The following is a 26,678-nucleotide window of genomic DNA, read 5'->3' on the forward strand; positions in this document are numbered from 1 at the left end:
ACAAAATGATAGGGCCATGTTATTTTTCCCATATTTTTATCGCGGTAATTTCACCCGTTGCGATATTCCAGTTGTATTCTACAATCTCTGCATAACCAATAGCCTGCACTTTCCAGACATCTTGCATATCACTAGGTGCTGCCCGGTGCTGAAACCCTACTATAGCATTATGCCGCAGTTTTTTGCTTACGTTTGCTTGATCGAAATGCTGAGATGAATTTACGAATATATAGGCATTCATTGTGAGGTCTTCTGGCTCCATGACAATAGGGTTCAAATTAGACAATTGCTCTTCAACATCTTTAAAGTCAGATCCTTCATAAAGTGAATGATACATAACCGGAATAGGAATAGGCAATTCTTTCTCGGCCAAGAGCTGCTTTCTTATACGCACGTACTGCTGTTTATTTTCTTTAAAAAAATCTTGCAGACGAATTGCTAAATCATTGTTAATAACATAATACGCATTTTCCTCTACCTGCATGCTGTCGTATAAGTTCCATTGGTATTCTCTTAAATGTAGTGAAAGTGAATCCGCTAGTGTAACAGGTTGGATAAAAGGAAAAAATTTAATATCACCTATCATTCGAGTATTCGGTGGTGTATAACCAAAGTCGCTCAACACACCCGTTTTAATATTCCAAGAAAAACGAATAGCGTACAATCTATTCACGCTCCATATTTTCCATTCATACAGGTCTTGCTGCTTTACGTATGTTTTTGTGCCATACAATTGAGATATGCTAAGCTGCTTTCGGTAATCCTCTCCGCTAGCATTTAATATTTGAGGTATCAGCAAACTGCCTACGATAGAAGCGATGTCTACCGGGCGTAATGCGCGAATAAATAATAAGCGGGCAATTTCTGGCGTTTTATAAAAATTCGACAAACCCTCATCCATCGGTATAGATTTATATGATAGTTCCACCAACTGTTTGGGAGGAGCAAGCGATTTGGCCAATTCTTGCTGCCTTAATGTCAAGTACTCATGCTCGTGCCGATGAAGAAAATCAGTTAGTTTAATAAAAAAAGATGTCTGCTTTAAAGCGATCCTCCGTTGTTCTTCACTGAGTTTTTCCAATGAATCACTAGCGCTGTCAAAAGTTACGAGGTCTCTTGCAATTTCAAGCATGAATGTCGTCGTTTCTTTCTTTAAGGAAGATTTTATGAAGGTATTATCTTGAGCATGCAAATAAGATCCGCATATCACCAGCGAGATGGCCAGTAAGATTTTTCCAAAACAAGCTTTAATATTCATTATCATTTCAACAAAACTATCAACATATCATGAACAAGGCAATAGCGATAAACAGGGATTCCATTATAACAAGTCGATTTATGCTAAAACAAATTAGCTCATTATAAATCAAGAAATATGCTTTAGTTTTAATACTTTTACCTTATTATGAAGCAGCCAAATTTTTCAACCCTACTACTCTCATTCCTGTTAACGACAACAGGCTTATGTGCACAAGCTTTAAAAGAACCCGTCGATTATGCAAATCCATACATTGGCAATATCAGCCACATGCTGGTGCCCACCTACCCTACGGTTCATTTACCAAATAGTATATTGCGCGTGTATCCAGAAAGAGAAAATTTTACTGGCAATATCTTAAACGGACTGCCGTTAATTGTAACCAGTCACCGCGGGAGCTCGGCATTTAACCTGAGTCCATTTCAAGGAGCAGTGCATGATATTAAAAATATCATTCCCTTAGGTTACGACAACGAAGTGATCAAGCCCAACTATTACAGTGTAGATTTAGACGATCAGGATATTGCTGTTCAATACGCGCCATCTCATCAATCAGGTATTTATGAGTTTGATTTTAAAGCGGCACAGGGCTCCCCCTATTTAGTGTTAAACACCCGTAATGGTGCACTGACAATCGATGGTAATGCCATTAGTGGCTACCAACAACTTGATAACAATACGAAGGTTTATATTTATTTTGAAACAGAAAGCAAGCCGTTGGAAATTGGCACACATCAAGGTAATCAACTAAACACAAAAGAAAAAACAACAGAAGGAAAAAATGCCTACTTCGTTATAAAATTCCCAGCTAATACCAAGCGGCTAAACGCACGTTACGGCGTATCATTTATCAGTGCAACACAAGCGAAAAAAAATTTATATCGTGAGATTAAGCACTATGATTTAGCTTCTGTAGCAAAAGAAGGACGCGATATTTGGAACAGCACTCTAAGCAAAATTAAAGTCTCTGGTAGCGATGAAAATGCAAAAACCGTATTCTACACTTCCCTATACCGCACCTACGAACGGATGATTTGTATATCAGAAGACGGGCAGTACTTCAGTGCCTATGACGGCAAAGTACATAGCGATGAAGGAAAACCTTTTTATACCGATGATTGGATCTGGGATACCTACCGTGCTACCCATCCCTTACGCGTGCTTATTGAGCCTAAAATGGAAAGCAATATGATTAATTCTTATATTGTGATGACACGTCAGATGCCACGTGCTTGGATGCCTAACTTTCCTGAAGTAACGGGTGATAGCCGTCGAATGAATTCCAATCATGCAGTAGCCATGGTGGCCGATGCCTATAGCAAGGGTTTAAGTGGTTTTGACCTAGCGGAGGCATATAAGGTTTCAAAAGCTGCCATCACTGAGAAGACATTAGCACCGTGGTCATCAAAACCAGCAGGCGTATTAGATCAATTTTATAAAGATAAAGGCTATCTCCCTTCACTGGCTCCGAACGAAAAGGAAACTGTTCCCGAAGTTCATTCCTGGGAGCGCCGCCAACCGATAGCGGTAACCCTCGGTACGGTGTACGATGAATGGTGTTTGTCGGTTATTGCCAATGCACTTAAAAATAAAGAAGAAGCGCAGTATTTTTCCGAAAGAAGTCTCAACTATCGGAAGGTATTTAATCCAGAAACAAAATTCTTCCATCCAAAAGACACACTTGGTGCATTTATGCCTAACCTCGATTACCGTTTCCCTCCGGGCATTGGCGGACGCGATGCTTACGATGAAAATACCGGGTATGTATATCGTTTTGATGTACCCCATAATGTGGCTGACCTTGTACAGCTCATAGGTGGCAAACAGGCGTTCGTAGATGCTTTGGAAGACATGTACAGCACGCCGCTTGGTAAAGGCCGACCAGATTTTTACCATATTTATGCAGATCATACCGGTAACGTTGGTCAATTTTCCATGGGTAATGAGCCAGCCATGCATGTTCCTTATCTCTATAACTATGCTGGTCAACCTTGGCGTTCACAAAAGAGAGTGCGTAACTTGTTAAATCAATGGTTCCGAAACGACCTCATGGGAATCCCTGGCGATGAAGATGGTGGAGGACTCACCTCTTTTATAGTATTTTCACAATTAGGGTTTTACCCTATAACACCTGGACTTCCCATGTATGTAATAGGTAGTCCTACTTTTGAAAATGCTACCCTATCCCTAGGAAATGGAAAAACGTTTAGCGTTGTTTGTCAGAACTATTCGCCCGACCACAAATACATTCAATCTGCCAAGCTAAATGGTAGAGATTGGAATAAATCATGGTTTAGTCATGAAGAATTAATGAAAGGCGGAACATTGGAGCTAGTCATGGGTAAACATCCTAATAAAACATGGGCTTCAGGGGACGATGCCATCCCTCCATCTTTTAAAATGGACTAAACTTAATTTTAGAAAAACATAGCTATCTAATGTAGTAGATAGCTATGTTTCTAAAAACTTATGAAAACAAGATTATTTGCTTTTACGTGTTTTTTCCCGAGAAGAGTAATTTTATCCCCAAAGAAACATACACCAGTCCTAAAATCTTATGCAATTTATTTTTAAAAAAATTACTGGAAAATACTTTGTCCTTCACACGGCTTAATAGCGTAATTAGCATTAAATCCCAAAGTAGGCATAACATAGCTATTATAGATCCAAGCACAATAAATTGCAAGGCAGGAGATGCTTTAGCAGGATTTACAAACTGCGGTAAGAAAGAAACAAAGAATAGCGCTACTTTAGGGTTTAAGATTCCGGTATATATACCCTGAGCAAATGTCCTTTTCAAGGATTGCAAAGTAACGTTTTCAAGTTCTTGCTTATTTTCTTTCCTTTGAAAGCTGCTTATTCCCAAATAAATCAGATACAATGCCCCAGCAAATTTTATCACCTCATAAGCAATGGCAAAAGTGGAGAGTAACGCCGATAAACCAATCGCCATACACAGTGCATGAAATAAGGTACCAACATTTAATCCAAGCGTTGTCATCAGGCCATGACGCTTTCCATTACAAACAACTTGAGAGAGCACCAATGCTTGACCAGGCCCGGGTATTAACACAATAATCATAGCAGCCATTAAAAAGGCAATAAAGGTAGTAGGATCGAACATAACTAGAATAAATAAAATACTAACCAAGAAAGAAAGCTCTTTACCCAAAATATTATAATGCCCCTTGGCCTCTAACGCAAATATAATTATTTTAAAAATATAACCATTTTAAAATATGCGGCTTATGGTTCGTTCAAGTCATAGATTTACAGCTTGCACAGCGGGGCGATGCAGAATGAGATTCAAAATAGATGACGGCTAACGAATTTTACTGTTCGAAAATGAACGAAAAGTGTCCGAATACGAACAGAGACGGCGAAACCCCATAGCATAGGAACTAACAAAGTAAGATTTAAACCTTTGGCAGCTTTATTGATTTAAAATAGTACAACAATTATATTTATAAGCACAAAACACCTGTTTATGTTTACTAATTATCTTAAATCAGCCTGGCGCAATCTTTTGAAAGATAAGTATTATGCGCTCATGAATGTATTCGGACTAGCTATTTCGATTACCGTTTTTCTGCTGATCATCAATTTTGTTAAGTTTGAGTACAGTTATGAGCAACATATAAAAAATGCAGACGATCTGTACCGGATCACCCTCGATCACTACAAAGGATCAGAATATATAGATACAGACTGTGAGACCTATCCTCCATTGGGTTCCTTCCTTAAAAATCAGTTACCTGAAGTGGTTGATTTCACTCGCATACAGATGCTGGAAGACAATAATGAAATTCAATATCATAACCGGGCCTTTAGAATGGAATACATTTACGCGGTTGATCCTTCTACCTTCCACCTTTTGGACGTTCCGTTCGTACGTGGCAATGCCGCTAATTTCGACAAGCCCTATCAGGCTGTGTTAACTGAGACCCAAGCGAAACGCATCTTCGGAAACGAAGATCCGATAGGGAAAACAGTAAAAGACGACGACATGCTGCTAACGATCACGGGCATTATTAAAGACTCACCAACCAATACCCATCTTAAATTTGACTTCTTGCTCTCCTTTTCTACCCTTACTGCACTGGGGTGGTCAATGGATAATTGGGGGGGAAACAATAACTACTTATATGTGCAACTGAACCCCGGAATAGATTGGAAAAAATTCAACAGCAAATTACAAACCTTAACAAAAGAAAAGCTCAGCGATAAAATTGCGAAAGGCAATCGTTTTACTGCTGAGCCAATTAAGTCAATACACCTTTATTCGCATAAATTTTTTGAACCGGAAGTAAATGGCGATGCCAAAACAGTTAAATTCTTAACAGTTATAGCCCTTTTGATCTTATTGGTCGGTTCAATCAACTATGTCAACCTAACAACTGCGAGGGCAACGGAAAGGATAAAAGAAATTGGTATGCGAAAATTACTGGGTTCTTCCAGATCACTACTCATTATCCAGTTGATGATCGAAACCTTACTAATCAATATCGCAGCAATGGGCCTAGCACTTCTGCTAATCTGGGGGTCTCTGCCCTTTTACATGCAGTTGATTGGCAGACCTATTGCACTTGATTTTTTTAGCTCGGGAACCTTCTGGCTAATAGTATTGACACTTTTGGCATTCAACTGCCTGATTTCCGGAATTTATCCTGCCTTTAGTCTATCTGCTACTAAACCCATTAAAGTAGTTGGTAGAACATTTACTTCCAATAACAAGGGTAATTTATTTAGGCGATCATTAATCGTCGCACAATTTATTGCCGCTATTGTTGTCCTTTCGGCCACCTTAATTGTTTTTAAACAGTTAAACTTCATGAAAAAACAAGACCTGGGCTTAAATCCTTCCGAGGTACTCGTGATAAGAGGTCCCAAGTCGGGCACTGATTCTTTACGGAATCAAAAAGGATTCAGCTTTAAAAACAGTCTTCTGCAAATGCCTGAAGTAGAAAAAGTAGCTATCTCTGGAGCAGTACCCACTATACTATATGATGTGAGCACCACCGTTGGCGTTACGCGATATGGATCGGACGAAGGGAAAGATTACAATTATACCCTCTATGGTATCGATGAGGATTTTATTCCAACCAATGGCATGACATTAGTAGCTGGGCATAACTTCGAAAAAGGATCTTCAAATGGCGGCAAAGTTATTATTAATGAAACCACGGCCCGACTATTAGGTTTCACGAAACCGGAAGAAGCTATAGGTCAGCGGATAACTTTATGGCAAGGATACACTATTATCGGTGTCATGAAAGATTTTCGCCAGCTATCCTTGAAAGAAGCTGTGCTGCCCATGATCCACTGGTATGGAAGTGCATCCGATTTTTTTTCTATTAAATTACAGACAAAAAATATCCATCATAGTATTCAAACAATAGAAAAGCTTTGGAAAATCACCTATCCAGAGTATCCCATGAACTACCATTTTATGAATGAGCTAGTTGATAAACAATACTTCGCTGATCGTCAATTCGGTAAAGTGGTAGGTGCCTTCTCCATTTTTGTTTTATTTATCACCTGTTTAGGTATTTTAGGATTAACCGCCTATAACATCAATAAGCGCAGCAAAGAAATAGGTATCCGTAAAGTATTAGGTGCAACTATAGTCGAAATTTTCAAGTTGATATCATTCGACTTTGTAAAACTTATATTGATAGCATTATGTATTGCTGCCCCCATAACCTGGATAGTCATGAGCAGTTGGTTGGAAAATTATGCCTTGCACATCGAAATTAAATGGTGGATATTTGTATTCGTTGCTTTCGTAGCCATTCTGGTTACCTTAATTGCCTTAAGTTATCAATCCATTAAAGCCGCTCTTGTGAATCCGGTAAAGTCGCTTCGGTCAGAATAGAATAAGCAATTTGCCAGCGTTCAGATTTAATAACTATAGCCAGCATAATATCATGCTGGCTATAGTTATTGAAGCCTATTAAAGGTAAAAACCCTACTTAACAGGTGTAATTTCGATTTTCTTGAATTCAATCGGACCGTGGTCTCCCTGTATATAGATCGGACCAGGGTCTCCTTCATTACTGTTTAAAGCTCCACCCGTGATGCCCGGTATTTCCTGGTTAGCAATAATAGTTTTGCCATTAGCTACAATGGTAACCATACGGCCAACCAGTGTAATATCGTAGGTTTGCCATTCATTAGGACCTAAAGTAGGCATTTCGCTCGGCACCAAAAAACCATATACACCGCCAAATAAATGACTGTTGGGATGATCTGTTTTCGGATTATCAATAATTTGCACTTCATAACGTCCTCGTAGATAAACACCACTGTTACTCTCTTCTTTATACCTAAACTCAACGTGCAACTTAAAATCCGTAAACTCTTTTTCAGAAACCAGGTTGGCACCCGATTGTGCACTTGTCAAGACACCATCCTTTACAATCCACTGATTTTCACCCAATGCTTTCCATCCTGTCAAGTCCTTTCCATTAAATAAGGCGATCGGTTTTCCCCATTCTGGTTTATTAGTTCGCGCAAGATCAGGCGCTTTAACTCCTGTAAATGAATAGGTATCACCGGCGCTGGTAGTAATAGAACCTTGAATTCGATCGTCCTTTACCGTTCCTTCCAAAACAAGGTCCCGATCTTCTTTTTCCCATTGTGGTGGAATAGCAAAACCGAACTTACCATTTTCAAAATTGACTTTAGATACTGGTCGTGCACTTCCACCTGTACTTACAAAACGTCCTACCAACGTTTTAAAGCCCGACAATTCCACTTCCAACCAAGAAGGAGCTGGCTTACCATTTTCATCAACAGTGATATCCCAGCGACCAATAAGCTCACCTCCGTGAACGGCATTAGAATGAATAGGCGCTACTTGCGCCTGTGTACTGAAAGGTTGCGTTAACGCAATTATTAAACAACATGCAAAACCTAAAAAAAAATTCTTCTTCATAAACGTTGGTCTTCAAAATAAATTAATAAGGAGAAATAAAGGTATTGTTTTTTTACCATTAATTAATTTTTGAATGCGAACTTATACAATCACGTCAACAACCTCTGGCTATACGAAAGAAAAAAAGGCTCTGCCTGATCCATTAAGCAGAGCCTTTTATAAAAATTAACACACTTTACAATGGATTTTGCGTTACAACGCCATTAGTATTGTTAATTTCATCTTGCGGAATTAAAAACTGCCATCTTTTATCTCCGACAGGTACCTCCATCACACTATTGGCATAGGTTGCATTGTGGTTACCACCCGTCCTATCTAAAGCGGTATCTGTTCTTTTCAAATCATAAAAGCGAAAACCTTCACCCCATAGTTCCACGCGACGTTGTACAATAATTTCATCAATCAAGGCTTGGCCACTGTTCATCGACAATTGATAAGAAGGATCTCGGTTCACCGCAAAGGTCCGTAGCACCTCTGCAGCAGCGGCATCACTACCACTCCTTGCTAACGCTTCCGCTTCGATCAGGTACATCTCTGCTGCGCGCATATACGGCACATCTCCAATACTCAAGCTTTCATCGGCCACTAAAAATTTACGGCTTATATACGGATATCGTGATCCGTTATTTGGTACCGGAAATTCTGCTGTATTTTTACCCGTCGGATCCCACCATTTTTTCCTGACATCAGTTTCAGAAATTTTATCATATAAAACCGAGAAGATCGATTTGGGGTTTGTACGAATAGCTGTAGAATTATAATTGGCAGACATATATGCAAAAAAAGAATAAAAATAACTTGTCTGATCAGACTGAATGCGAGATGCCCACATCCATTCTGTATTATCATAATTATTAAATCCTTCCAGCATTGCGTTATTATTCATCAAGTTAAAACCTTCGCGTGCTTGCTTTGCGTTTTCTGCAGCCGCATTCCAGTCGCCCTGTGTCAGTGCTACTCGTGCTTTTATGCCCTTTGCAACATGCACATCTAAATGTGATTTATTTGCCCGACTATAACCTTCCAACAATGTAACGGCTTGCGTTAAATCAGTATTAATTTGGGCATAAACCTCTGCGACAGTATTTCTCGGTGTAGCTGTAAGTTTCGGATCTAGCACCAAGGGAACACTCAAACCATCATTAGCAGCACCTGCCACATAACGCTCACCGAAAAGCTGCACCATCTGAAAATACGACCAAGCCCGATAAACGAGGGCTTGCCCCTTCAAGATATCTTTATCTTCCTGCGGTCCTTCCGCTTGATCCACATTAGCCAGGATCTTATTAGCATTTCCTATAATGACATAATAGAATTGATAATTATAAAAGAGCATGCGATTTGTGGGATTTCGATGGCCTATCCATTGATATTCATCCCGTAACCAGGCATTTGCTGTGCTATTAAAAACCATATCTTCACCTATAATATCCATATAAAGTATATTCCCGCTTTGGCCACCTTGCGATTGGACACCGAAAATCTGCGAATACATAATGCGATGGATACCATTTAAAGCCGCCCACACATTTGTTGTCGTGCTAAAAACCTCCTCCTCCGAAACTTCGTCGGTTGGCCTTGTCTCCAAATAATCCTTACCACAGCTACTTAAACACAGCAAAAAGATAAGTATTAAGGTATTATTATTGTTTAAAAAATTTTTCATTTCTGTTCATTATTAGCGTCAAAGCGCGTTGATAATCTTTTTATTTATCCTTATCCCTACAAATACAGACATTAAAAAGTCAGGTTTACCCCAACAGATACAATACGGTTCAGGTTATATGTATTGTCAACTGTTCCATTGAAAGCACCAACCGTATTCATACCTTTTCTTTTTGTCCACAATGCTAAATTCTCAGCGCTGCAATAAATATTCGCATTTTGTGCTTTCAAATGGTTTAACCATTTCTTTGGAATCGAATAGCTTAAAGACACGGTATTTAGCTGAAAATAGGAAGCATCTGTTAAAAAGCGATCGCTAATACCAGCATAGTTAGCAACCTGACCGTTGTCTAATCGCGGTACGTCTGTGATATCTCCAGGATTCTGCCAACGTTTAAGCGCATCAACATGCATAGCTGTTCCATAAGTACCTCCATGCATGAGAGAACGGTAGGCATTATCGTACACCTTACCACCTACCTGATAAGTAAATTGCACGAACAACGAGAAATTCTTACAACTAAAATTATGACTCATCGCACCATGAAAGTCAGGGATGGCTGATTCTCCCGTATAAGTGTAATTTGCCTCTGCAATCTGGTTGGTTACTGTATCCTGACCAATGATTCGTGTATTATTAGTTTGCTGATTGGTATAGTACAATGCCTCTCCATTGTCTGGATCTACCCCATAAAAGCGTCTCATATAAAAATCATATACAGAATGCCCTACACTGTAGGCTTTGGTACCATCCTGAATCAATGGTTGGTTATCCGGCATTTTCGTTATTTCGTTCTTGAAAGTTGTCCAATTCAGTGTAGCCGAATATTTAAAATCACCGGTATTAACGATCTGTCCGGTCAACTGAAGTTCAACCCCTCGATTATACAGGTTACCGATATTACTATTAATTTTAAAGTAGCCTTCGCTACTTCCAAGATAATTTCCTCCATTAGACATTGGTTGAGGCACCGCGAAAATTAAACCGCTTGTTTCCCTATTAAAGAACTCAAGGCTACCTCCTAAACGGCCTTTAAAGAAACTGAAGTCTATACCGGCATCAAAATTTTTAGCTGTTTCCCAAGTGAGCTCCTCGTTTGGTAAGGAGTTCTGCGTAAATCCTGCTTCGCTCTGATTATTACGCCCCAGTAAATACAAAGCTTGATACGGATAGTAACCAAAGGCATCTCCACCTCGGTCATTGCCAACCGTACCGTAGGAAGTACGGAACTTTAGCTGGTCAACCCAGTCCACATCAAAGAAATCTTCACGATCGATGTTCCAAGCAGCACTTAAAGACCAAAAATTTGCCCAACGTACTCCAGGAGCAAATTTTGAGTTACCGTCCCTACGCAAACTACCGCTAAAGATGTACTTACCGTCGTAGTCGTAGTTAACCCGCGAAAGGTAGCTTTCGATCGTTGCATTATGTTCATAAGATTGTAAGCCCAAAACGGTAGCAAAATTATCCAACTCTGTAATTCCCTGTGCAATCAAACCACTTCTGCTACCATTAAAGTTATTGTATTTATAGCTGTAGTTTTCGTGACCGGCCAACACGTTTAAGTTGTGCTTCCCGAAGCTTTTTGTGTACTCTATTAATTGATTAAAAGTATAGCTTGTGGTGCGGTAAAAATACTGATAAGCCCTGCCGGAAGGAGCTCCATCACCTAGAGTGGGATTGTCGTAAGTTCTATTATGTGTATCGAGCAGGTCAAAGCTAATATTGGTCGTTGCCTTTAAACCTGGCACGATGAAAACCGTTCCATAAGCCCTTGCATTCACCTGTCCCCGTACCTGATTCTGTGCATCCATTAAATTTTCGTAGATCGTATGCCTTCCGGGTGCAAAAGGTCTATTATCTCCAAAATCATACCGGGGCTGTCCATTCGCATCTAAAACCAATGCACCTGTTTCATCGTGCAGATGTACCGGATAAATAGGTCCGATAAAACGGGAAATATAGAAAGGATTAATGTAACCAGTACCACCGTCTCCCACATTGTCATACTGTGCCTTTGAATAGTTACCGCTTACATTCAAGCCAGTTTTGAAAAAATCCAACGGTTGCGTGTTGACGCTTAATCTGGCGGTATATCTTTTTAAGCTCGACTTCACCAGGTAGCCCTCTTCGTCAGTGTATCCGAAAGACCCATAATAATCTGAGCTACTCGATCCACCGCTGTAGCTCAAATTATAGTTTTGGCGTTGCTTCCCCCCTTGCGTCGATTGTTCCTCCCAATTGAGATCGTCAGGATATAAGAGTTGCGCGTTTGGATTCAGTTCGCCATTTGCATTGACAATCTGGTTATCCGGTACGTTAAAAGGATTATAACCCAATAAACTGTTTATTCCCGAATATCTTCGTCCGTTATATTCCGTTGTAAGCCCCGCTGCAATACTACCTGCCACATCCCTGGGTATCCTAGCACTGCCATATGCTAACGAATTTCGATATGTTTCCCACATCAGTGGATAATATTGCGTTGCCGTCACCCGATCATACTCAGGCAAGCCTCTACTAATCCAACCCTTACTGGCTTTTACGTTTAGATTTTTACTATCAATCTTACCTTTTTTTGTCGTGATTAACACTACGCCATTAGCGCCTCTAGAACCATACATTGCCGTTGTGGCAGCATCCTTCAGTACCGATATGGATTCTATATCATCTGGGTTAATACCGGCCATATCTCCTTCGAAAGCGGCTCCATCTAATACAATAAGCGCACCATTTTCAGCTGATAGAGAACCAAAACCTCTAATACGAATAGACGGACTGGCCCCCGGAGCGCCACCTGCCGTAGTCGATTGTACTCCTGGCGCAGAACCGGCAATGGAGCTTAATGCGTTGGTGATAGGTCTCTTCTCAATTAACTCAGCACTGATTTTTCCGGATGATCCGGTAGCTAGGGCTTTATTTATACTCCCGTAGGCCACTACCACTACCTCGTCCAAAGCATTCTCTCTCGAAGCCAGCTGTATTGTCAATAAAGTTTGTCCCGATGTAGCGATCTCTTTTGTGGCATAACCTAAATAACTTGCTACGATAATTCCGTTCTTAGGCACACCCCCTAAGCTGAAATTACCATTTTCATCTGTTTGCGTACGCAATGTTGTACCTTTTACAGCAATTGAAACACCAGATAGCGGTGCATTTTGTCCATCTACAACCTTACCCATTATTCGATCCTGTAGCATTACCGAAGAATAAACTGGCCGTTCGACATTTAGCTTAGGTTCAGCAGCTAAACTATGAATCTGGCTACAAGCTAAAACAGTCAAAAAAATTGGATAGCGAGCTTTTTTAATGACCTCCCATGGCATTCCATTTTTTGGAAAAACATGATGGTCACTTTTTGCCAAGATCCCGCTTTTCACAGCAATAGGATCCCCAGCACTCTTTTTTTGTTTAGTTAAATACATAGTGTGTTTGTTTAGGAAGGTATAAATCAAAAACTACTAATCAGGTTGATTTTTAGATAAAATATAGAAAGATTTAGCAGTATTTAAGTAAAATTATACCATAGTAAATAGTAAAAAAATTGAAACCAAATAAACTTATTTGTTTTTTTTAACAAGTATCGTAAATATCTGTCAAAAAAAATAAATTTATTAATCATTTTTTCTCAAAATATGTAAAATAACTTCATATATTATAATTTTAGAATAAAAAAACTACTTTTTGAAATAAAAAAATACAAAAAATAACGATAAAAGATGTTTATTCAAAAAAAAACACACCATTATAAATATAAACAATAATACACAGACACATATAGCTGTGCATATAGAAAAAATCAACCAAATTAAAGGTATTTGGCAATATTGATATAGTTATTTGCAAGGATGGTAGACTATTCCCTCCCTCAAACCCTTCATTCTAGTGCGTTTCTACTCTTCTTTTATTGCTTTAATCGGATTACCCGTCGCGGCTACGAAGCTCCGGACAAAAACAGTAATCCCCGCGACAAAAAGGGTGGTGAGCAAGGCCACAATAAAGTGCAGGGGCACAATGTTAATCTGATAAGCAAATTCTTGCAGCCAACCATGCATCGCATACCAAGCGACGGGCACCGCTATCACAAAGGCCATCAATATTAATACTACAAAGTCTTTTAAAAAGAGAGCGACGATATTTTGCACCGAAGCACCCAACACCTTGCGCACACCAATCTCTTTTACACGCTGCACAGCCATTAAAGACACAAGACCCAACAATCCTACACAGCTGATGATGATAGCAATGATAGTAAAAACCTTAAAAGTACTATAAAGCGTTTGCTCTCGCTCATACAATCTGGCAACTTTATTATCGAGAAATTCATAGTTAAATAAAGACTCCGGGTTTAGTATTGACCATTCCTTATTAATCGCTGTAATTGTTTCCTTTATATTTCCCGATTGAAGCTTCACACTTGCCTGGTAGAACCCCTCAGGATCATAATATAGAAAACAGGCTCTGATTTTTTTATGTTTCGACTCACTTTGAAAATCAGCTACGACTCCCTGAATCTCTGCGCGACGATCTCCCACTATCACCTGCTCGCCCAGGGCATCGTTTGGATCACGTATACCCAGTCGTGTTATAAACGTTTTATTGACTACAATTTTCTGGATACTGTCTTTTGTTGTCTTCTTAGCAATAGGCAGGCCGGCTAACATCTCTATTTTAAACATGGAAAGATAATTTTCATCAACCACTTTCGCCTCCGTGACATCCACTTCATCCATTCCTAAGTGGGGTGCTGAAAACGGCATGTATCGCATATTATATGCTGGTGCAGCCGATGCAAAACTAAAGTCTTTAACCCCGGGTTGCTTTGAAAGGAGGTGGCGCAATCCTTCAGGATTTTTTCCTACACCAAAAGTTATAATCGATTCTTTGTCAAAACCTATATCCTTATTAAGGAAAAAATCCATTTGTTGAGCAACAATGAATGTACTCATAATAAGCAATTGAGTCACTAAGAATTGTACACCAATCAGTCCTTTTTTTAAGGTTGAACGCCCCTTAACAGCTGTAGAAAAAGGCGATTTTAAGATTTGTAATTGATTAAATCGCGACTGTATCAAGGCAGGGTATAAGCCGGAAATCAAAACAGCAAACAACGAAATCAGCAAAAGGCCGATGACAACATCAGCCTGAAAGAGCTGATTTGAAGAAATACGAACACCGAACACATTCTCTGTATGAGGCATAAATAACAATAGGCTTCCCAATGCTAATATTAAAGCCATCAACACTTGAAGTATTATTTCCAAAAGTGCGCTCTTTATGATCTGTATAGGCTTGGCCCCTATTACCTTACGAATGCCTACTTCTTTTGAACGCTTTACAGCAAATGCCGTCGCTATATTAACGAAATTTATACAGGCTATTACTAAAATAAATAGGCCAACGGCCGCTAAACCATAGATACTCTTTTTGGAGCGTGGCATGCTGGTCTGGTTGATATATCGCTGATCGTAATGTATATCGGTTAATGGCTGTAATAATAGTTTGCCTTCTTTTTCAATTTCTTCACCCCAATTCTTTTTAATAAATGCGGGAAGTCTTCCCTCTATACTTCGGGCAGACAGTCCCTCAGGTAAGGTGACGTACAGATATCCCCCTTGTATAGACCAAAAGTTGGTTGTTTTATCATGAAATGTCTCCCATGATACCAGTGATTTAAATGTTAAATGAGTGTTACTGGGCAGATCTTTAATTATGCCCGTTACTTTCAGGTCCCAATTATTATCCATGCGGATTACTTCTCCGACAGGATTTTTATCTCCAAAATATTGTTTCGCAATACTCTTTGTAAGTACAATCGTATTTGGAACCGCTAGCGCCGATTTAGGATCGCCAGCCAACCATTCTAAATCGAATATCCTTGCAAATTCACCGTCGGCCGCGCCTATATCTTTTATAATACGACGCTCATGGCCAATTTCGATCATACTCTCTTGCCAATAATAATATTGCGAAATATGTTCCAATTCCGGGAAATCATTCCTGATAGCTGGAGCTACCGCAAAAGAAACACTAGGATTATAGTCTAAGCCAAGTGATGTTATCCGATAGGTCCGGTCCGCCTGACCGTGATACTGATCGTAACTGAGTTCATTTCTAACGATAAGAAAGATTAATATACAAGAAACAAGTCCTAAACCCAGACCGAAAATATTAATGGCCGTGTACGATTTATAACGCAGCATGGAGCGCGTAGCAATCCGAAAATAATGTTTGAGCATATCACAATAAAATATGGTTGATAGCTCAGCTTCAAATACAAAGCCATTTCAAAGAAACGAGCGATAAAGCGGTTCCATGCACATTGCTATTTAAAGTACTGTACGGATTCGAACACTTATTGTTCGTTTTGAGACATATTTTTTTGTAAATTTATTATTGAAGCAACAAAGGCTCCGCTTTGGGAAGCAAGAGCCTTTGTTATATAATCAACCTAAACCTACTACTCTAAACGAGATTTTTGCTTATTTGTTTTAGCTATTCCGATTTTTTTTCGGATAATACTTCGGCAATTAATCATCATTCCTTTTATCATCATGGGATCATTAGTAAAAATAGACCTGAGGGAGTATTTAAGCGAAATATTTATTAAAATAATAATTATATTTACCTTATAACATCCCTAAATTTATTTTAATGACTATAACAATTTCTGAAAGAAGAGACATCTCATCATCAGCCATTATTGATTTATATCGTGCAAATAAATGGAGTTCAGCAAAAAAAACCGTAGAGCTGATCAACGCACTTAGAAATTCCCATTCGTTGTTTTCCGCATGGGATGACGATAAATTGGTAGGTATCTGTAACGCTATCTCGGATGGTCACTTGGTTGTATATTATCCGCATTTGCTTGTTCACCCAGACTATCAGGGAAAAGGTATTGGTCAGCTAATTATGAACAAGATGAAAGACAAGTATGGTCATTTTCATATGCAAATGTTAACTGCTGATGAGCAGGCAATCGATTTCTATAAGAAAGTCGGATTTGTAAAAGCTGGAAAAACAGAAGCTATGTGGATCTATAATGGAGATGAACATTAAATAATAGAACGGATAACCAACAAATTAAGAAGAAAAAGATACGCTAAAGCGATGAAAGATCAACAAGTACTATTTGAAAACCAAGCACTGTGGATACATGATTTTGAAATTCAGAATATGAACTACGATGAGCGGTTTAGTATAAGACACTTTTCATTTGTTCCTCCACTCTCAAAACATAGTGGTAATATACTTTTAACCGAAGCAGAAATTATTTTATATGGAGATGAAGCTACAAATATATCATTAAGAAACATAACGGAATTATATTACGGCTTTGACGAATTATATACGGCTTCTTCAGTCAAAAATTTCGGTATATTCTGGAAGCCTTTGAGAATAAAATATAATCTGTATAACGTCATATACCTCATTGTCAATTATCGCCATTTTTACACCTCAAATGAACAGTTTTTATCCATTTTAAAAGATATGTTATTATAGTTTTTTGTTCTGAATCGAGATTTATTAGTAAAGTCATGGATCCAGTAAAATTTCTAATGATTATGAACCGTCCATGTTTAAAATTTCATTTTTATCACACAGGGAAATGTAAATTTTCAACATGGTAAGCTCCATCTGACCGATGGATAAAAAATTATTTACAGATGAAAAAAGATAACCTTTATATTTCTACGGATAAATCACTTTTAGATATCAACTTAATCTATCATTACCTAAGCCTAGAATCCTATTGGGCAAAAGGCAGAAGCAAAGAAACAATTGAAAAATCGATTCAACATTCATTATGTTTTGGTATCTATGATAACACGAATAAACAACTTGGTTTTGCTCGAGTGGTGAGTGATTATGCTGTATTTGCTTGGTTAATGGATGTATTTGTGTTAGACGATTATCAGGGAAAAGGTCTGGGGAAACAACTTATAAACGCAGTAGTTAACCATCAAGATCTACAAGGACTTAAAAGATGGGGACTTGGCACAAAGGATGCCCACAGCTTGTACGAAAAGTTCGGTTTTCAATCGCTTTCAGAGCCAGATAAAATGATGGAAAGATTACCTTTTTCATAGAAGAAACCAGTACTCTTTCCTCGCGAACGAAAATTAACCAAATAATTTATTCATATCAGAATAGGATGCTGCATCATTAGCGTAACCAAATGTTCCCTTCTCCAAAACCTCCCGTTCAACGCTATAATCTCATGTTTGTCTAACCTAGGGAGAATGTTGACAGGACCTTTGTTTAATACAAAACTACAACTGCACGCTCCTACCGCTTCTTCCTTGATTGTTAAAGGCACTGAATTTCATTCCCTTTTCAAACGGAAGTGGGTCTTTATAAACCGGGCTCTTTATGGTAGGTTCAGAACCATCTGTTGTATAATGTATGGTAAACCCTGGAAGTTGGATATTAGCATGTATTTTATCTCCAATCTTCTTGACCCCAGGAGTTGAAACCCGATAAAGGTAGCCGCCATTATAAAAATCAAGCCGAGCAAGCTCACGCTTAGCTACTGTATGTAAAAATGCCGACCAGGCCTTCTGGTATTCTTCTTGATTACCCGACCTAGCCCACGAAGGATCCGGAGCCCATGCCCGTTCTACCAAACCCAAAATCTTAGGTAATAACAGGTATTCCTGTTTCTCTTTGGAGGTAATTTTTTCTGCCCAAAGGGGAGATTGAACGCCTACAATGTTCGTTTTACCAAACGCGGTTAGCTTTTCCTTACCACTAAAATGACCCGACTTCAGTGGATTTCCCTTTTCATCTTCGGTCTGATTCTTATAATAGTCGTACGGAATAAAACTAAAGGGCTTCTCTATGTCAACATAACCGCCCCAATATTGCCCCATCTCATAAAAACTAGGATTGTAGGCCAAATCAACATACATATTGGTCACATTCGTTAAGACTACCTTATAGCCGGCATTTGCCAATTTGTATGCAAGATCTTCATTACCGGAAAGATTATTCCAAACGTCCAAATAGAAATTATTATGCACAAAACGTTTTTCCACTTCCATCTTCTTGGTTCCATCTGCTGCCGTTACTTTACGTAAACCAACTTCCTCCCATCCAGAAAGAAAAAGCTCCCTGCTAGCAAGCATTTCATGGAGTTTATTGAAATAATAGTACCATAGGTCTTCCGGCGATTTAATAGCAACGTTACTGGCCATGAGCTTTTGAACGGCCGGGGAGTTTTCCCAAACACCATTGGGCACCTCATCTCCTCCAAAATGGATAGTACGCAAAGGGGCTCCGGCCTCTGCATACATAGCGATGAGTTCATCGCTTACCTTGGTGAGAAAAGTATATACAGAGGGTAAAGCAACGTTAATTACGTTATCATGAAAGCCTTGAACCGATTCGTAGGATGATTTATCTGCTAGATCCCGTAACAGATACATGGAAGCTTCCTTTTCTTTTCCTTCGGCTTTTAGCCTTGCATAACGTTCGTCCATCGCCTTAATAGCCGCGCGCGCATGCCCGGGTGTTTCGATTTCCGTTATCACTTCGATATGCCGATCTTTGGCGTATCGCAATATTTCAATAAAGTCTTTCCTTGAATAGAATCCGTTTCCTGACAGATTATCTGTAGTAGGTCCTGATCCATAAGAAGGCAAAAGACGGTCCTTCTCATCCCGTGTATGCCCTCTGTGAGCACCTACCTCAGTAAGCTCCGGCAAACCTGGGATTTCCAGTCTCCAGCCCTCATCCTCCACTAAATGAAAATGGAAGACATTTAGTTTATAAAGTGCCATTAGATCCAACACTTTCTTTACCTGATCTTTCGGCTGAAAGTTTCTTGCTACGTCTAACATAAAAGCACGATGAGCAAATCGGGGTTCATCTTGTACAACAAGTGATGGCAATGATATCTCTTTTTGTTTATTCTTCCAAAGGTCGGGCGCGGTAAGTGTTTTAATAGACTGTATTGCGTAAAATGCACCTGCACTGCCCGACGCTCTTATAACAATATGCTGAGATGTTATCTCCAACTCATAGGCTTCATTGGAAGCTAGTTTCTTTTGTTGGATCTGTATCGTAGCCGTGTTTTGCTGTTGCAGAACGTCTATTTCCGAACCGGTAAATTCTCCCAATGTTTTGGCCAAGTATTTTGCTTCGGCAAGAAATGCCGTGTCAGCGGAAATCGTTGTCTGCGCATTTAGTTTAAAAACCCCTTCATTTCTTTTATAGTATTTTGGTGTTGGAAAAAGTGGAGGTATTTGGTTGCTATCTACAGCTGAAATACGCGTATTTTGGTCGTATATCTTCGCGTTTAACATTTCTTCATGCTGACGCACGTATGCTGGCGTATCGATGGAAAAAGGAATGGAAATCCCTTTACTCGAATCGCTCTCCAGCACTATATAAAAACCATTAGGAAAATCTGTTAAATTCTTAAACCGGCGTGATGTGACGTTCACTTTCAGTGAATCCCCAACGTTTAACCCCGCGAAACTCGAATCAGGTTCCAGCAAAAAGAAATCTCCGTTAACATGTCGAGTATGGAGGTGACTACTATCGCCTTCCGCTATTTTAATATTCCCTATATTGAAGTAGAGCTTCCATCCATTTTTAGGTAAGGCCTCTTCGGTGGTATTCAAAAGCGTTAAGGTAGAAAGACTCTCATTTGCATGCTGCTGTGAATGATCAGACACGCGCCATTTTAATGTTATAGGAGCGGTTACATTATTACCTTCTCTTTTACCGGAGCATGCCATTAAACAAATCAATGAGAGGCTTAGTATGTTAATTATCTTCATCGGAATATTTATTTTTTTACTGGGGGCCTATACTTGCCATAAAAATCGTATTATATTTTTAATTTCGAAATTTTTTCCATAAATCTTTCATTCAACCCAATGAAAAGCTTAACAACGATTCCATCGAGACAGCTGATTAATAACAAAAAACCTTATCTTTAACAGTTAAAATAATAGCGTAACTCAACATTGGCTAACCATTAAAATAGCATGAATGAGTAAATGAGAACCTAAAATCAATAGCTATGAGAACAAATATCCGTGTAATAAGCCCCATCCTGTTCGTTACAAGTCTATTAATGGCCTGCAATAATAGACCGTCCACCAATACTGAAAAAGATAGTATACTTTTAAAAAATGTAAATCTAGTAGATGGCAATGGTGGCATCCCGGTGAAACAAACCAACATTCTCATACAGGGGGATACTATTTCTGCCATTGGAAAAGATTTGAATACCTCAGCGAAAAAGGTTATCGATCTGAAAGGGAAGACCATTATACCAGCATTGATCAGTGCGCACACACATATTGGAACGTTAAAAGATTTAAGCACAAGGGAAGAAAACTACACGCGCGAAAACATCCTCAACCAACTTAAAAAGTACATGGATTACGGTGTTACCAATATCCAGGTGATGGGAACAGATAGACCCTTGCTATTTGAAACAGGTCTTGGCGACTCTAGTAGAAAAGGACTTTTACCCGGTGCACGTATTTATTCCGCAGGCTATGGATTTAGTATTCCAAATGGCCCCTCACCCGCATTGGAGCATGGTAAGGATTATATTTATCGGCCTAAAACTGCAGAACAGGTACCTGGTGAAATCGATAGCCTTGCCCGGTTGAACGTTTCTATCATAAAATTATGGCAAGATAATTTCGGAGGAAGCTTCAAAAAAATGGAGCCCGCCATCTACCAAACAATCATTAACGAAGCGCACAAGCATAAGATGCGTGTGGCGGCGCATGTATACTACCTCTCGGATGCGCGGAAATTAGTGGCCAGCGGTGTCGACATCATTGGGCATAGCATTCGTGATAGTGTTATAGATGATGTATTGATACAGGAAATGAAAGCACGGAAGGTAGCCTATATCCCCACGCTATCGCTAGATGAATTTTCCTTTATTTATGCACGTAAGCCCGATTGGATCAATGATCCATTTTTCAAGGCTTCCCTTGAGCCAGGCGTATATGAAATGATTACATCAACCAAGTACCAGGAAAGCGTAAGGAACTCACCAGCTTATGCGCGTAATGTGAACGGTTTTGAAATCGCTTTAAAAAATCTTAAAAAGCTTTATGATGCAGGTGTCTTAATCGCCATGGGTACAGATTCAGGCGCAAACCCCTTACGTGCCCAAGGTTTTTCAGAGCATTTAGAACTGGAATTAATGGTGCAGGCTGGCATCGATCCTTTGCAGACCATTACCGTGGCCACCAAAAATGGTGCCGCCGTTTTACAAATAGCAGCGCATTATGGTACCATCGAAGTTGGAAAAATTGCCGACTTTATTGTGCTCAGTGAAAGTCCGGAAAAAGACGTTAAAAATACACGTAAAATTGAGGCGGTATATAAAGCTGGTAAAACAGTAAGTAAAGGTCCTTTAGTTAAGTAATAGGTTGGAAATCGATTCATCTTATTTTTAGCGGATTCATTATTCTCTGCTCTGTTCTATATCGATAACTTAACTATATTCATTCCACCGTCTAAACATTCTTATAGGTATAAGTACCTGAAAAAAAAATCGGGTATTTATACTCTTTTTACCGTTGTTTATTGCGCCTAGCTTTGATATGTACAGAAGAAAGCACTTTTGTATTTCACTTTAAAAGTCAAACATATGAACACTAGCATTAAACAACTCAATACACAACAGATTGCTGTGCTCCTTGCTGCCATTACCTATAGCAATAATCCACAGCAAGATATGGACATACTCCTACCTGGCTGGAAAATTGTTTGGGATGGTAATCAAACCATTGATGGTAATTATGCTTTTATTGCTACCGACTCCTTGCAAACACAATATGCGCTAGCAATACGTGGTTCATTACCCCCCAATGAAGTTTTTACAGATTGGTATGCTTTTGCTAATTGGGTAATCGAAGACCTCGACGTAATAACACGTGTTAATTGGCCTTATGCTGTATCAAACAGTGCTTTAATAAGTCAGGGTGCTTTTACCGCCTTCACGAATGTGCAGAACATGCAAGACTCCTTAAATTCCGGAACACTCATTTACGATTATCTTAAAAATAATGCGGTCATACCGGGAAAACAAGTTATTATTACCGGGCATAGTTTGGGAGGTAACATTGCCAATGTGTACGCATCTTATTTTGTTGCTGCGCTGGCACAAGATGGACTCACCTTTAGCAACACCTCTTTATTTACATTTGCGGCACCTGCTGCTGGCAACAGCGATTTTGCAACAGATTTGGACAGTAAAATTTCAAATGCCTGGCATTACGAAAACAGTAACGATATCGTTCCAAAATTCCCCGTTTCAGCAGCAATTTTGGAGCTTACTTTATTATATTTTCCAGCACCTTCCGCGGGAAAAATCACGTTTACCTACAAGGGACACGTTATTAGTCTAAGAGAGGCCTTTATGCTGCTGGCAGGTGTATTTTATCCATATCACTACCAGCAACAAGCTGCCAATTATAAAATATTCTTCAATGCACTAGACACCAAATATGAAAGCAATACTATTGAAGACTGGTTTTACCAAGCCGGTTCTCAACATGCCATGAGCAATTACGCCAATTATTTAGGAGTATCCTTGACGAACGAATTAAATGAACGAAGCCGTTTGATATAGATCAAAGAGGGGTGCGCCATGCACCCCTGAATGCGAATACCTGTAGAAGAAAACTAAATGGTTTTTGGTGTATATACCTTTATGACGCCATCCTCTTCACTACTAACAATCAATAAAGTCTTTTTAGTCGGGCTATCTTCCGCCTTGACCATCATAATTCCTTCAGGCGCATCACCAGATTGTAATAGCTGCAAAAATTTTGGTTGAATTGGATTATTGATATCATATACAGCAACAGCATCGGCTCGCTCCATTCCTACGAAAGCTACATTTGTATTACCAATTTTTCCAATCGTGATGCCTTCCGGCTCAACTGATTTATCATCACTCCTACCATCATCATAAAAACCTGCTTCTGTTACTTTTTTATCTAACTCGTTTTTGCTGTCGTATACCTGTGAGCCGTCATTTCCATTCCACACACTAAAAGATCTGGCGCCTAAAGAATAAAGTGTTTCGAAATCACCATCATGGTCATTATCTCCTAAGGTAGTAGTGATGTTTAGCCTGCCAAGCATTTCATCCTTTTGTAAGGTAGCAGCATCAGGAAAACTTGTGGGGTCTAAGCTTACATTCTTTATACGATCCAATTCCTCAAATGCGTCATATTCACGAGCATCCCCTTCATTCGCCGTAAACAAAAACGGTGTACCATTCGTTTCGAGTACTGCAATGGCATCTGGCATATAAATCCCTTTTATATTCCATTTCTTTGGCTCCATACCATCATCCTTGTCACTAACATCAATCTCGTTTCCTGCTAAATTATAGTCTTTAAAGCCTAGTGGATAGATATCCGTTATTGTTTTTGAACTAATATTGATTTTTGCAATCGCATTATTTTCCTGTAAAGTAACCCAAGCGGTCTTTGAATCAGCAGAAACCGTAATATATTCCGGCTCTATGTCTTTGGCGAAATCATTGGACGGACCGAAGATTCTAAAACCTTTGGATTTAAGGTCCTCCTCTTGATTAGCAAGATCAGCAAAGTCTAACGTAGACACTGTATAGTTTTCCTCCACAGAAATAATGGAAATACTACCAGTAGGATCATTTGTATAGTCGGCATTAGGCTCTCCTTCATTGGCAGTTAAAATATACTTTCCGTCTGGAGAAAAAGTTACCATATCTGGCAAAGCACCCACCGAGACCGCTGCCAGTTCGTGATAATCACTTGTTTGAAATACCACCAATTTACCAGCGGCTTGTTTATCAAGTGACTCAATAGCCGCCGCTAATTTTCCATTAGAAACACTCACACTATTAACCACACCGCCATAAGGTTGCACGCTGATCGAGCCGATAACAGTCATGGAGACCGGGTCCTTCATATCGATTACATCGATTTTATTGACTTCGCTATTATTTACAACAAATAAACGGTTGGTGGAGGGGTCAAATGCAGAGATTTCTGCCGCACCGACATCGCCGATATCAATTTGACCAATTTCTGTAAAAGTGCTGGGATCTTCATTTACAACAGGTTCCTCTCCCTTTGTGTCATTCTTTTTGCATGCAGCTAATGCAATGATACCTACCAATAGGCTTATTTTGATTTTATGATACATCTCGATTTTTAATGTTGTGAAACTATTTAATCGAGATGAACAAATTATTAACAAATCATTACATAAACACTAAATATATAGCAAACAAATTTATATATTTGCTAATTAAATTAGTATAAATAAACTTTTCAGTAAAAGGCTTTTAGCAATTTCTTACCCACATGGACAATACGCATTATTATAAAATAGTAGCCGCCCAATTTAAGTCGAACGTAGATAGAAAGAAACATCTTATAAAGCTATACCCAAAAACGAAATGGGAAGATATCTTAAAAATTCGTCAGAACGACTATAATAATGATACCATTATTCAATACCTTATACAGAATATCGATGTACTTGAAACATTTGGATACCGAACCGTCGCTGAAAAGCATCTTAGAGACTATCAATTACAGGCTTATCCCGAGTTATTCATAGCCGAAGAAACCGACTCACAGCGTGAGTGCTAAGAAAATGGTTCCGACAAATGAGGTTTGTTCTGCGACGAGTAAGCGTAGCAAAACCGCTTCTCGGAACAAATAGGGGAACCATTTTTAACAAAGACTGTGAACAAAAGTTGTATAAAAAAACATCAATGTTCAACACGAAAAGCCACTTTACAGATAGCCCCAAAAGAGGCAATTTCTCCATTCTTAACATGCACTTTAAAATCTTTTACATAAACCGAATCTATGTTTTTTACCGTCAATGATACCTCTTTAACTGCATTACGTACAGCATCTTCAAAACCGTTTTCTGATGAGGCTATTACTTCTATTACTTTTACAATACTCATGATCTTTGCTTTTTTTGTGAAAAAATAATTGGTTCTTAGTGAACAAACGGCCTTAATTTTAGTTTCAATTTTATAAAAATATATGATTGTCACATATCACGTAATAAAAAACGCCAATGTTTTGCTACATAATATTTATAAACTTGATAGATATTTCTAAATTGGCGAATCGTAAAAATGAAATCTTTATGCTTGGACTAAAATTATCAACAGATCCCCGATGGGCTATTATTGCTGAATCAAATCTAGAAGAGATATTAACTGATCATGCCTGGTGCGAACAAAAGGCTGCCTCCAATGCAATATCTTTAATCGCTTACAATTCAGAGCATCAGGAATTAGTACACGAGCTAACCATAATAGCGATCGAAGAAATGCAACATTTTCAAATGGTAATTGATATCATTCACAAACGCGGCTATACTTTAGGTAGGGAACGTAAAGACGATTATGTAAATCAGCTCATGAAGTTCGCCAAAAAAGATGGAAGCCGTAATATGGCCTTTATAGATCGCCTACTTTTCGCCGCTATGATCGAGGCCCGTAGCTGCGAGCGCTTCCGGGTATTATCACAGCATATTAACGACAAAGAGCTGGCTAAATTCTATTACGATCTAATGGTATCAGAAGCAAACCACTATACAACTTTTTTAAATTTTGCGCGCAGGTACAGCGTGGATGTTGATGTAGATAAGCGATGGAAAGAATGGCTTACCTTTGAGGGAAAACTTATTCAGCACTATGGAAAAACACAAACAGTTCATGGTTAAAGCAAGAAAACCAAGTAAGTTGCAGCAATAAAAAGGGGCACCGCAATCCATGCAGGCTGCCCCTTTTTATTGAGCTATTACCT

General features: G+C 39.1%; 18 protein-coding genes. 9 read left to right on the top strand and 9 right to left on the bottom strand.

Features of this window, described 5'->3' with window-relative positions:
- Positions 1-19 precede the first annotated feature (19 nt).
- Positions 20-1,258: a hypothetical protein gene (locus BMY50_RS04585; protein WP_093319104.1), complete on the bottom strand. Its 1,239-nt coding sequence runs from the start codon at positions 1,256-1,258 to the stop codon at positions 20-22.
- Between the two features lie 147 nt (positions 1,259-1,405).
- Between BMY50_RS04585 and BMY50_RS04590 the strand changes: the two genes are divergently transcribed.
- On the top strand, positions 1,406-3,667 hold the full coding sequence (locus BMY50_RS04590) for a GH92 family glycosyl hydrolase (protein WP_093319109.1): 2,262 nt from the start codon (positions 1,406-1,408) through the stop codon (positions 3,665-3,667).
- A gap of 82 nt (positions 3,668-3,749) precedes the next feature.
- Here BMY50_RS04590 and BMY50_RS04595 read toward each other — a convergent pair whose 3' ends face one another.
- Positions 3,750-4,382, bottom strand: coding sequence for a LysE family translocator (locus BMY50_RS04595; protein ID WP_093319114.1), 633 nt, complete (start codon positions 4,380-4,382; stop codon positions 3,750-3,752).
- 363 nt (positions 4,383-4,745) lie between these two features.
- Between BMY50_RS04595 and BMY50_RS04600 the strand changes: the two genes are divergently transcribed.
- Positions 4,746-7,133, top strand: a complete 2,388-nt coding sequence (locus BMY50_RS04600) for an ABC transporter permease (RefSeq protein ID WP_093319119.1) — start codon at positions 4,746-4,748, stop codon at positions 7,131-7,133.
- A 93-nt stretch (positions 7,134-7,226) separates the two neighbouring features.
- Here BMY50_RS04600 and BMY50_RS04605 read toward each other — a convergent pair whose 3' ends face one another.
- The 4 genes from BMY50_RS04605 to BMY50_RS04620 all read right to left on the bottom strand — a co-directional run bounded on the left by BMY50_RS04605 (position 7,227) and on the right by BMY50_RS04620 (position 16,100).
- Positions 7,227-8,195 carry a 3-keto-disaccharide hydrolase gene (locus tag BMY50_RS04605; RefSeq protein ID WP_093319123.1) on the bottom strand — a complete coding sequence of 323 codons (969 nt, stop codon included), beginning with the start codon at positions 8,193-8,195 and terminating at the stop codon, positions 7,227-7,229.
- A 175-nt stretch (positions 8,196-8,370) separates the two neighbouring features.
- Positions 8,371-9,861: a RagB/SusD family nutrient uptake outer membrane protein gene (locus BMY50_RS04610; RefSeq protein ID WP_093319128.1), complete on the bottom strand. Its 1,491-nt coding sequence runs from the start codon at positions 9,859-9,861 to the stop codon at positions 8,371-8,373.
- 71 nt (positions 9,862-9,932) lie between these two features.
- Positions 9,933-13,286: a SusC/RagA family TonB-linked outer membrane protein gene (locus tag BMY50_RS04615; RefSeq protein ID WP_093319132.1), complete on the bottom strand. Its 3,354-nt coding sequence runs from the start codon at positions 13,284-13,286 to the stop codon at positions 9,933-9,935.
- Between the two features lie 468 nt (positions 13,287-13,754).
- The gene (locus BMY50_RS04620) at positions 13,755-16,100 is read right to left on the bottom strand and encodes an ABC transporter permease (protein WP_093319137.1); all 2,346 of its coding nucleotides are present in this window, start codon (positions 16,098-16,100) and stop codon (positions 13,755-13,757) included.
- 415 nt (positions 16,101-16,515) lie between these two features.
- On the opposite strand from BMY50_RS04620, the gene BMY50_RS04625 reads away from it, so the two are divergent.
- The 3 genes from BMY50_RS04625 (at position 16,516) to BMY50_RS04635 (ending at position 17,954) form a co-directional block, all read left to right on the top strand.
- Positions 16,516-16,923, top strand: coding sequence for a GNAT family N-acetyltransferase (locus BMY50_RS04625; protein ID WP_093319141.1), 408 nt, complete (start codon positions 16,516-16,518; stop codon positions 16,921-16,923).
- Between the two features lie 51 nt (positions 16,924-16,974).
- Complete coding sequence (locus BMY50_RS04630) at positions 16,975-17,367, top strand: hypothetical protein (RefSeq protein WP_093319146.1); 393 nt, start codon at positions 16,975-16,977, stop codon at positions 17,365-17,367.
- A gap of 164 nt (positions 17,368-17,531) precedes the next feature.
- On the top strand, positions 17,532-17,954 hold the full coding sequence (locus BMY50_RS04635) for a GNAT family N-acetyltransferase (RefSeq protein ID WP_093319150.1): 423 nt from the start codon (positions 17,532-17,534) through the stop codon (positions 17,952-17,954).
- A 183-nt stretch (positions 17,955-18,137) separates the two neighbouring features.
- Here the strand turns inward: BMY50_RS04635 and BMY50_RS04640 are convergent, their stop codons facing one another.
- Positions 18,138-20,651: a family 20 glycosylhydrolase gene (locus BMY50_RS04640; protein ID WP_093319155.1), complete on the bottom strand. Its 2,514-nt coding sequence runs from the start codon at positions 20,649-20,651 to the stop codon at positions 18,138-18,140.
- A 245-nt stretch (positions 20,652-20,896) separates the two neighbouring features.
- Here BMY50_RS04640 and BMY50_RS04645 point away from each other — a divergent pair, with 245 nt between their 5' ends.
- Positions 20,897-22,270 (top strand): amidohydrolase family protein, encoded by a 1,374-nt coding sequence (locus BMY50_RS04645; RefSeq protein ID WP_093319160.1) that lies wholly within the window; start codon positions 20,897-20,899, stop codon positions 22,268-22,270.
- A gap of 225 nt (positions 22,271-22,495) precedes the next feature.
- Positions 22,496-23,479: a lipase family protein gene (locus BMY50_RS04650; protein ID WP_093319165.1), complete on the top strand. Its 984-nt coding sequence runs from the start codon at positions 22,496-22,498 to the stop codon at positions 23,477-23,479.
- A gap of 53 nt (positions 23,480-23,532) precedes the next feature.
- Here the strand turns inward: BMY50_RS04650 and BMY50_RS04655 are convergent, their stop codons facing one another.
- Positions 23,533-25,047 (bottom strand): choice-of-anchor I family protein, encoded by a 1,515-nt coding sequence (locus BMY50_RS04655; protein ID WP_093319171.1) that lies wholly within the window; start codon positions 25,045-25,047, stop codon positions 23,533-23,535.
- 161 nt (positions 25,048-25,208) lie between these two features.
- Between BMY50_RS04655 and BMY50_RS04660 the strand changes: the two genes are divergently transcribed.
- Positions 25,209-25,499: a hypothetical protein gene (locus BMY50_RS04660; RefSeq protein WP_093319174.1), complete on the top strand. Its 291-nt coding sequence runs from the start codon at positions 25,209-25,211 to the stop codon at positions 25,497-25,499.
- A gap of 122 nt (positions 25,500-25,621) precedes the next feature.
- Here BMY50_RS04660 and BMY50_RS04665 read toward each other — a convergent pair whose 3' ends face one another.
- Positions 25,622-25,825, bottom strand: a complete 204-nt coding sequence (locus BMY50_RS04665) for a dodecin family protein (protein ID WP_093323569.1) — start codon at positions 25,823-25,825, stop codon at positions 25,622-25,624.
- Positions 25,826-26,013: 188 nt separating this feature from the next.
- On the opposite strand from BMY50_RS04665, the gene miaE reads away from it, so the two are divergent.
- The gene (gene miaE / locus BMY50_RS04670) at positions 26,014-26,595 is read left to right on the top strand and encodes a tRNA-(ms[2]io[6]A)-hydroxylase (RefSeq protein WP_093323572.1); all 582 of its coding nucleotides are present in this window, start codon (positions 26,014-26,016) and stop codon (positions 26,593-26,595) included.
- The last annotated feature ends 83 nt before the right edge of the window (positions 26,596-26,678 follow it).

The organism is Olivibacter domesticus (assembly GCF_900109575.1).
GTDB classification, from domain to species: domain Bacteria; phylum Bacteroidota; class Bacteroidia; order Sphingobacteriales; family Sphingobacteriaceae; genus Olivibacter; species Olivibacter domesticus.

Excerpts from the sequence above, each read along its gene's own strand:
- BMY50_RS04600 (WP_093319119.1), top strand. The coding sequence starts at position 4,746 with ATGTTTACTAATTATCTTAAATCAGCCTGGCGCAATCTTTTGAAAGAT.
- BMY50_RS04655 (WP_093319171.1), bottom strand. The coding sequence starts at position 25,047 with ATGTATCATAAAATCAAAATAAGCCTATTGGTAGGTATCATTGCATTA.
- BMY50_RS04585 (WP_093319104.1), bottom strand. The coding sequence starts at position 1,258 with ATGAATATTAAAGCTTGTTTTGGAAAAATCTTACTGGCCATCTCGCTG.
- BMY50_RS04650 (WP_093319165.1), top strand. The coding sequence starts at position 22,496 with ATGAACACTAGCATTAAACAACTCAATACACAACAGATTGCTGTGCTC.
- BMY50_RS04660 (WP_093319174.1), top strand. The coding sequence starts at position 25,209 with ATGGACAATACGCATTATTATAAAATAGTAGCCGCCCAATTTAAGTCG.
- BMY50_RS04635 (WP_093319150.1), top strand. The coding sequence starts at position 17,532 with ATGAAAAAAGATAACCTTTATATTTCTACGGATAAATCACTTTTAGAT.
- BMY50_RS04610 (WP_093319128.1), bottom strand. The coding sequence starts at position 9,861 with ATGAAAAATTTTTTAAACAATAATAATACCTTAATACTTATCTTTTTG.
- BMY50_RS04625 (WP_093319141.1), top strand. The coding sequence starts at position 16,516 with ATGACTATAACAATTTCTGAAAGAAGAGACATCTCATCATCAGCCATT.
- BMY50_RS04620 (WP_093319137.1), bottom strand. The coding sequence starts at position 16,100 with ATGCTCAAACATTATTTTCGGATTGCTACGCGCTCCATGCTGCGTTAT.
- BMY50_RS04645 (WP_093319160.1), top strand. The coding sequence starts at position 20,897 with ATGAGAACAAATATCCGTGTAATAAGCCCCATCCTGTTCGTTACAAGT.
- BMY50_RS04630 (WP_093319146.1), top strand. The coding sequence starts at position 16,975 with ATGAAAGATCAACAAGTACTATTTGAAAACCAAGCACTGTGGATACAT.
- BMY50_RS04595 (WP_093319114.1), bottom strand. The coding sequence starts at position 4,382 with ATGTTCGATCCTACTACCTTTATTGCCTTTTTAATGGCTGCTATGATT.
- BMY50_RS04640 (WP_093319155.1), bottom strand. The coding sequence starts at position 20,651 with ATGAAGATAATTAACATACTAAGCCTCTCATTGATTTGTTTAATGGCA.
- BMY50_RS04615 (WP_093319132.1), bottom strand. The coding sequence starts at position 13,286 with ATGTATTTAACTAAACAAAAAAAGAGTGCTGGGGATCCTATTGCTGTG.
- miaE (WP_093323572.1), top strand. The coding sequence starts at position 26,014 with ATGCTTGGACTAAAATTATCAACAGATCCCCGATGGGCTATTATTGCT.
- BMY50_RS04665 (WP_093323569.1), bottom strand. The coding sequence starts at position 25,825 with ATGAGTATTGTAAAAGTAATAGAAGTAATAGCCTCATCAGAAAACGGT.
- BMY50_RS04590 (WP_093319109.1), top strand. The coding sequence starts at position 1,406 with ATGAAGCAGCCAAATTTTTCAACCCTACTACTCTCATTCCTGTTAACG.
- BMY50_RS04605 (WP_093319123.1), bottom strand. The coding sequence starts at position 8,195 with ATGAAGAAGAATTTTTTTTTAGGTTTTGCATGTTGTTTAATAATTGCG.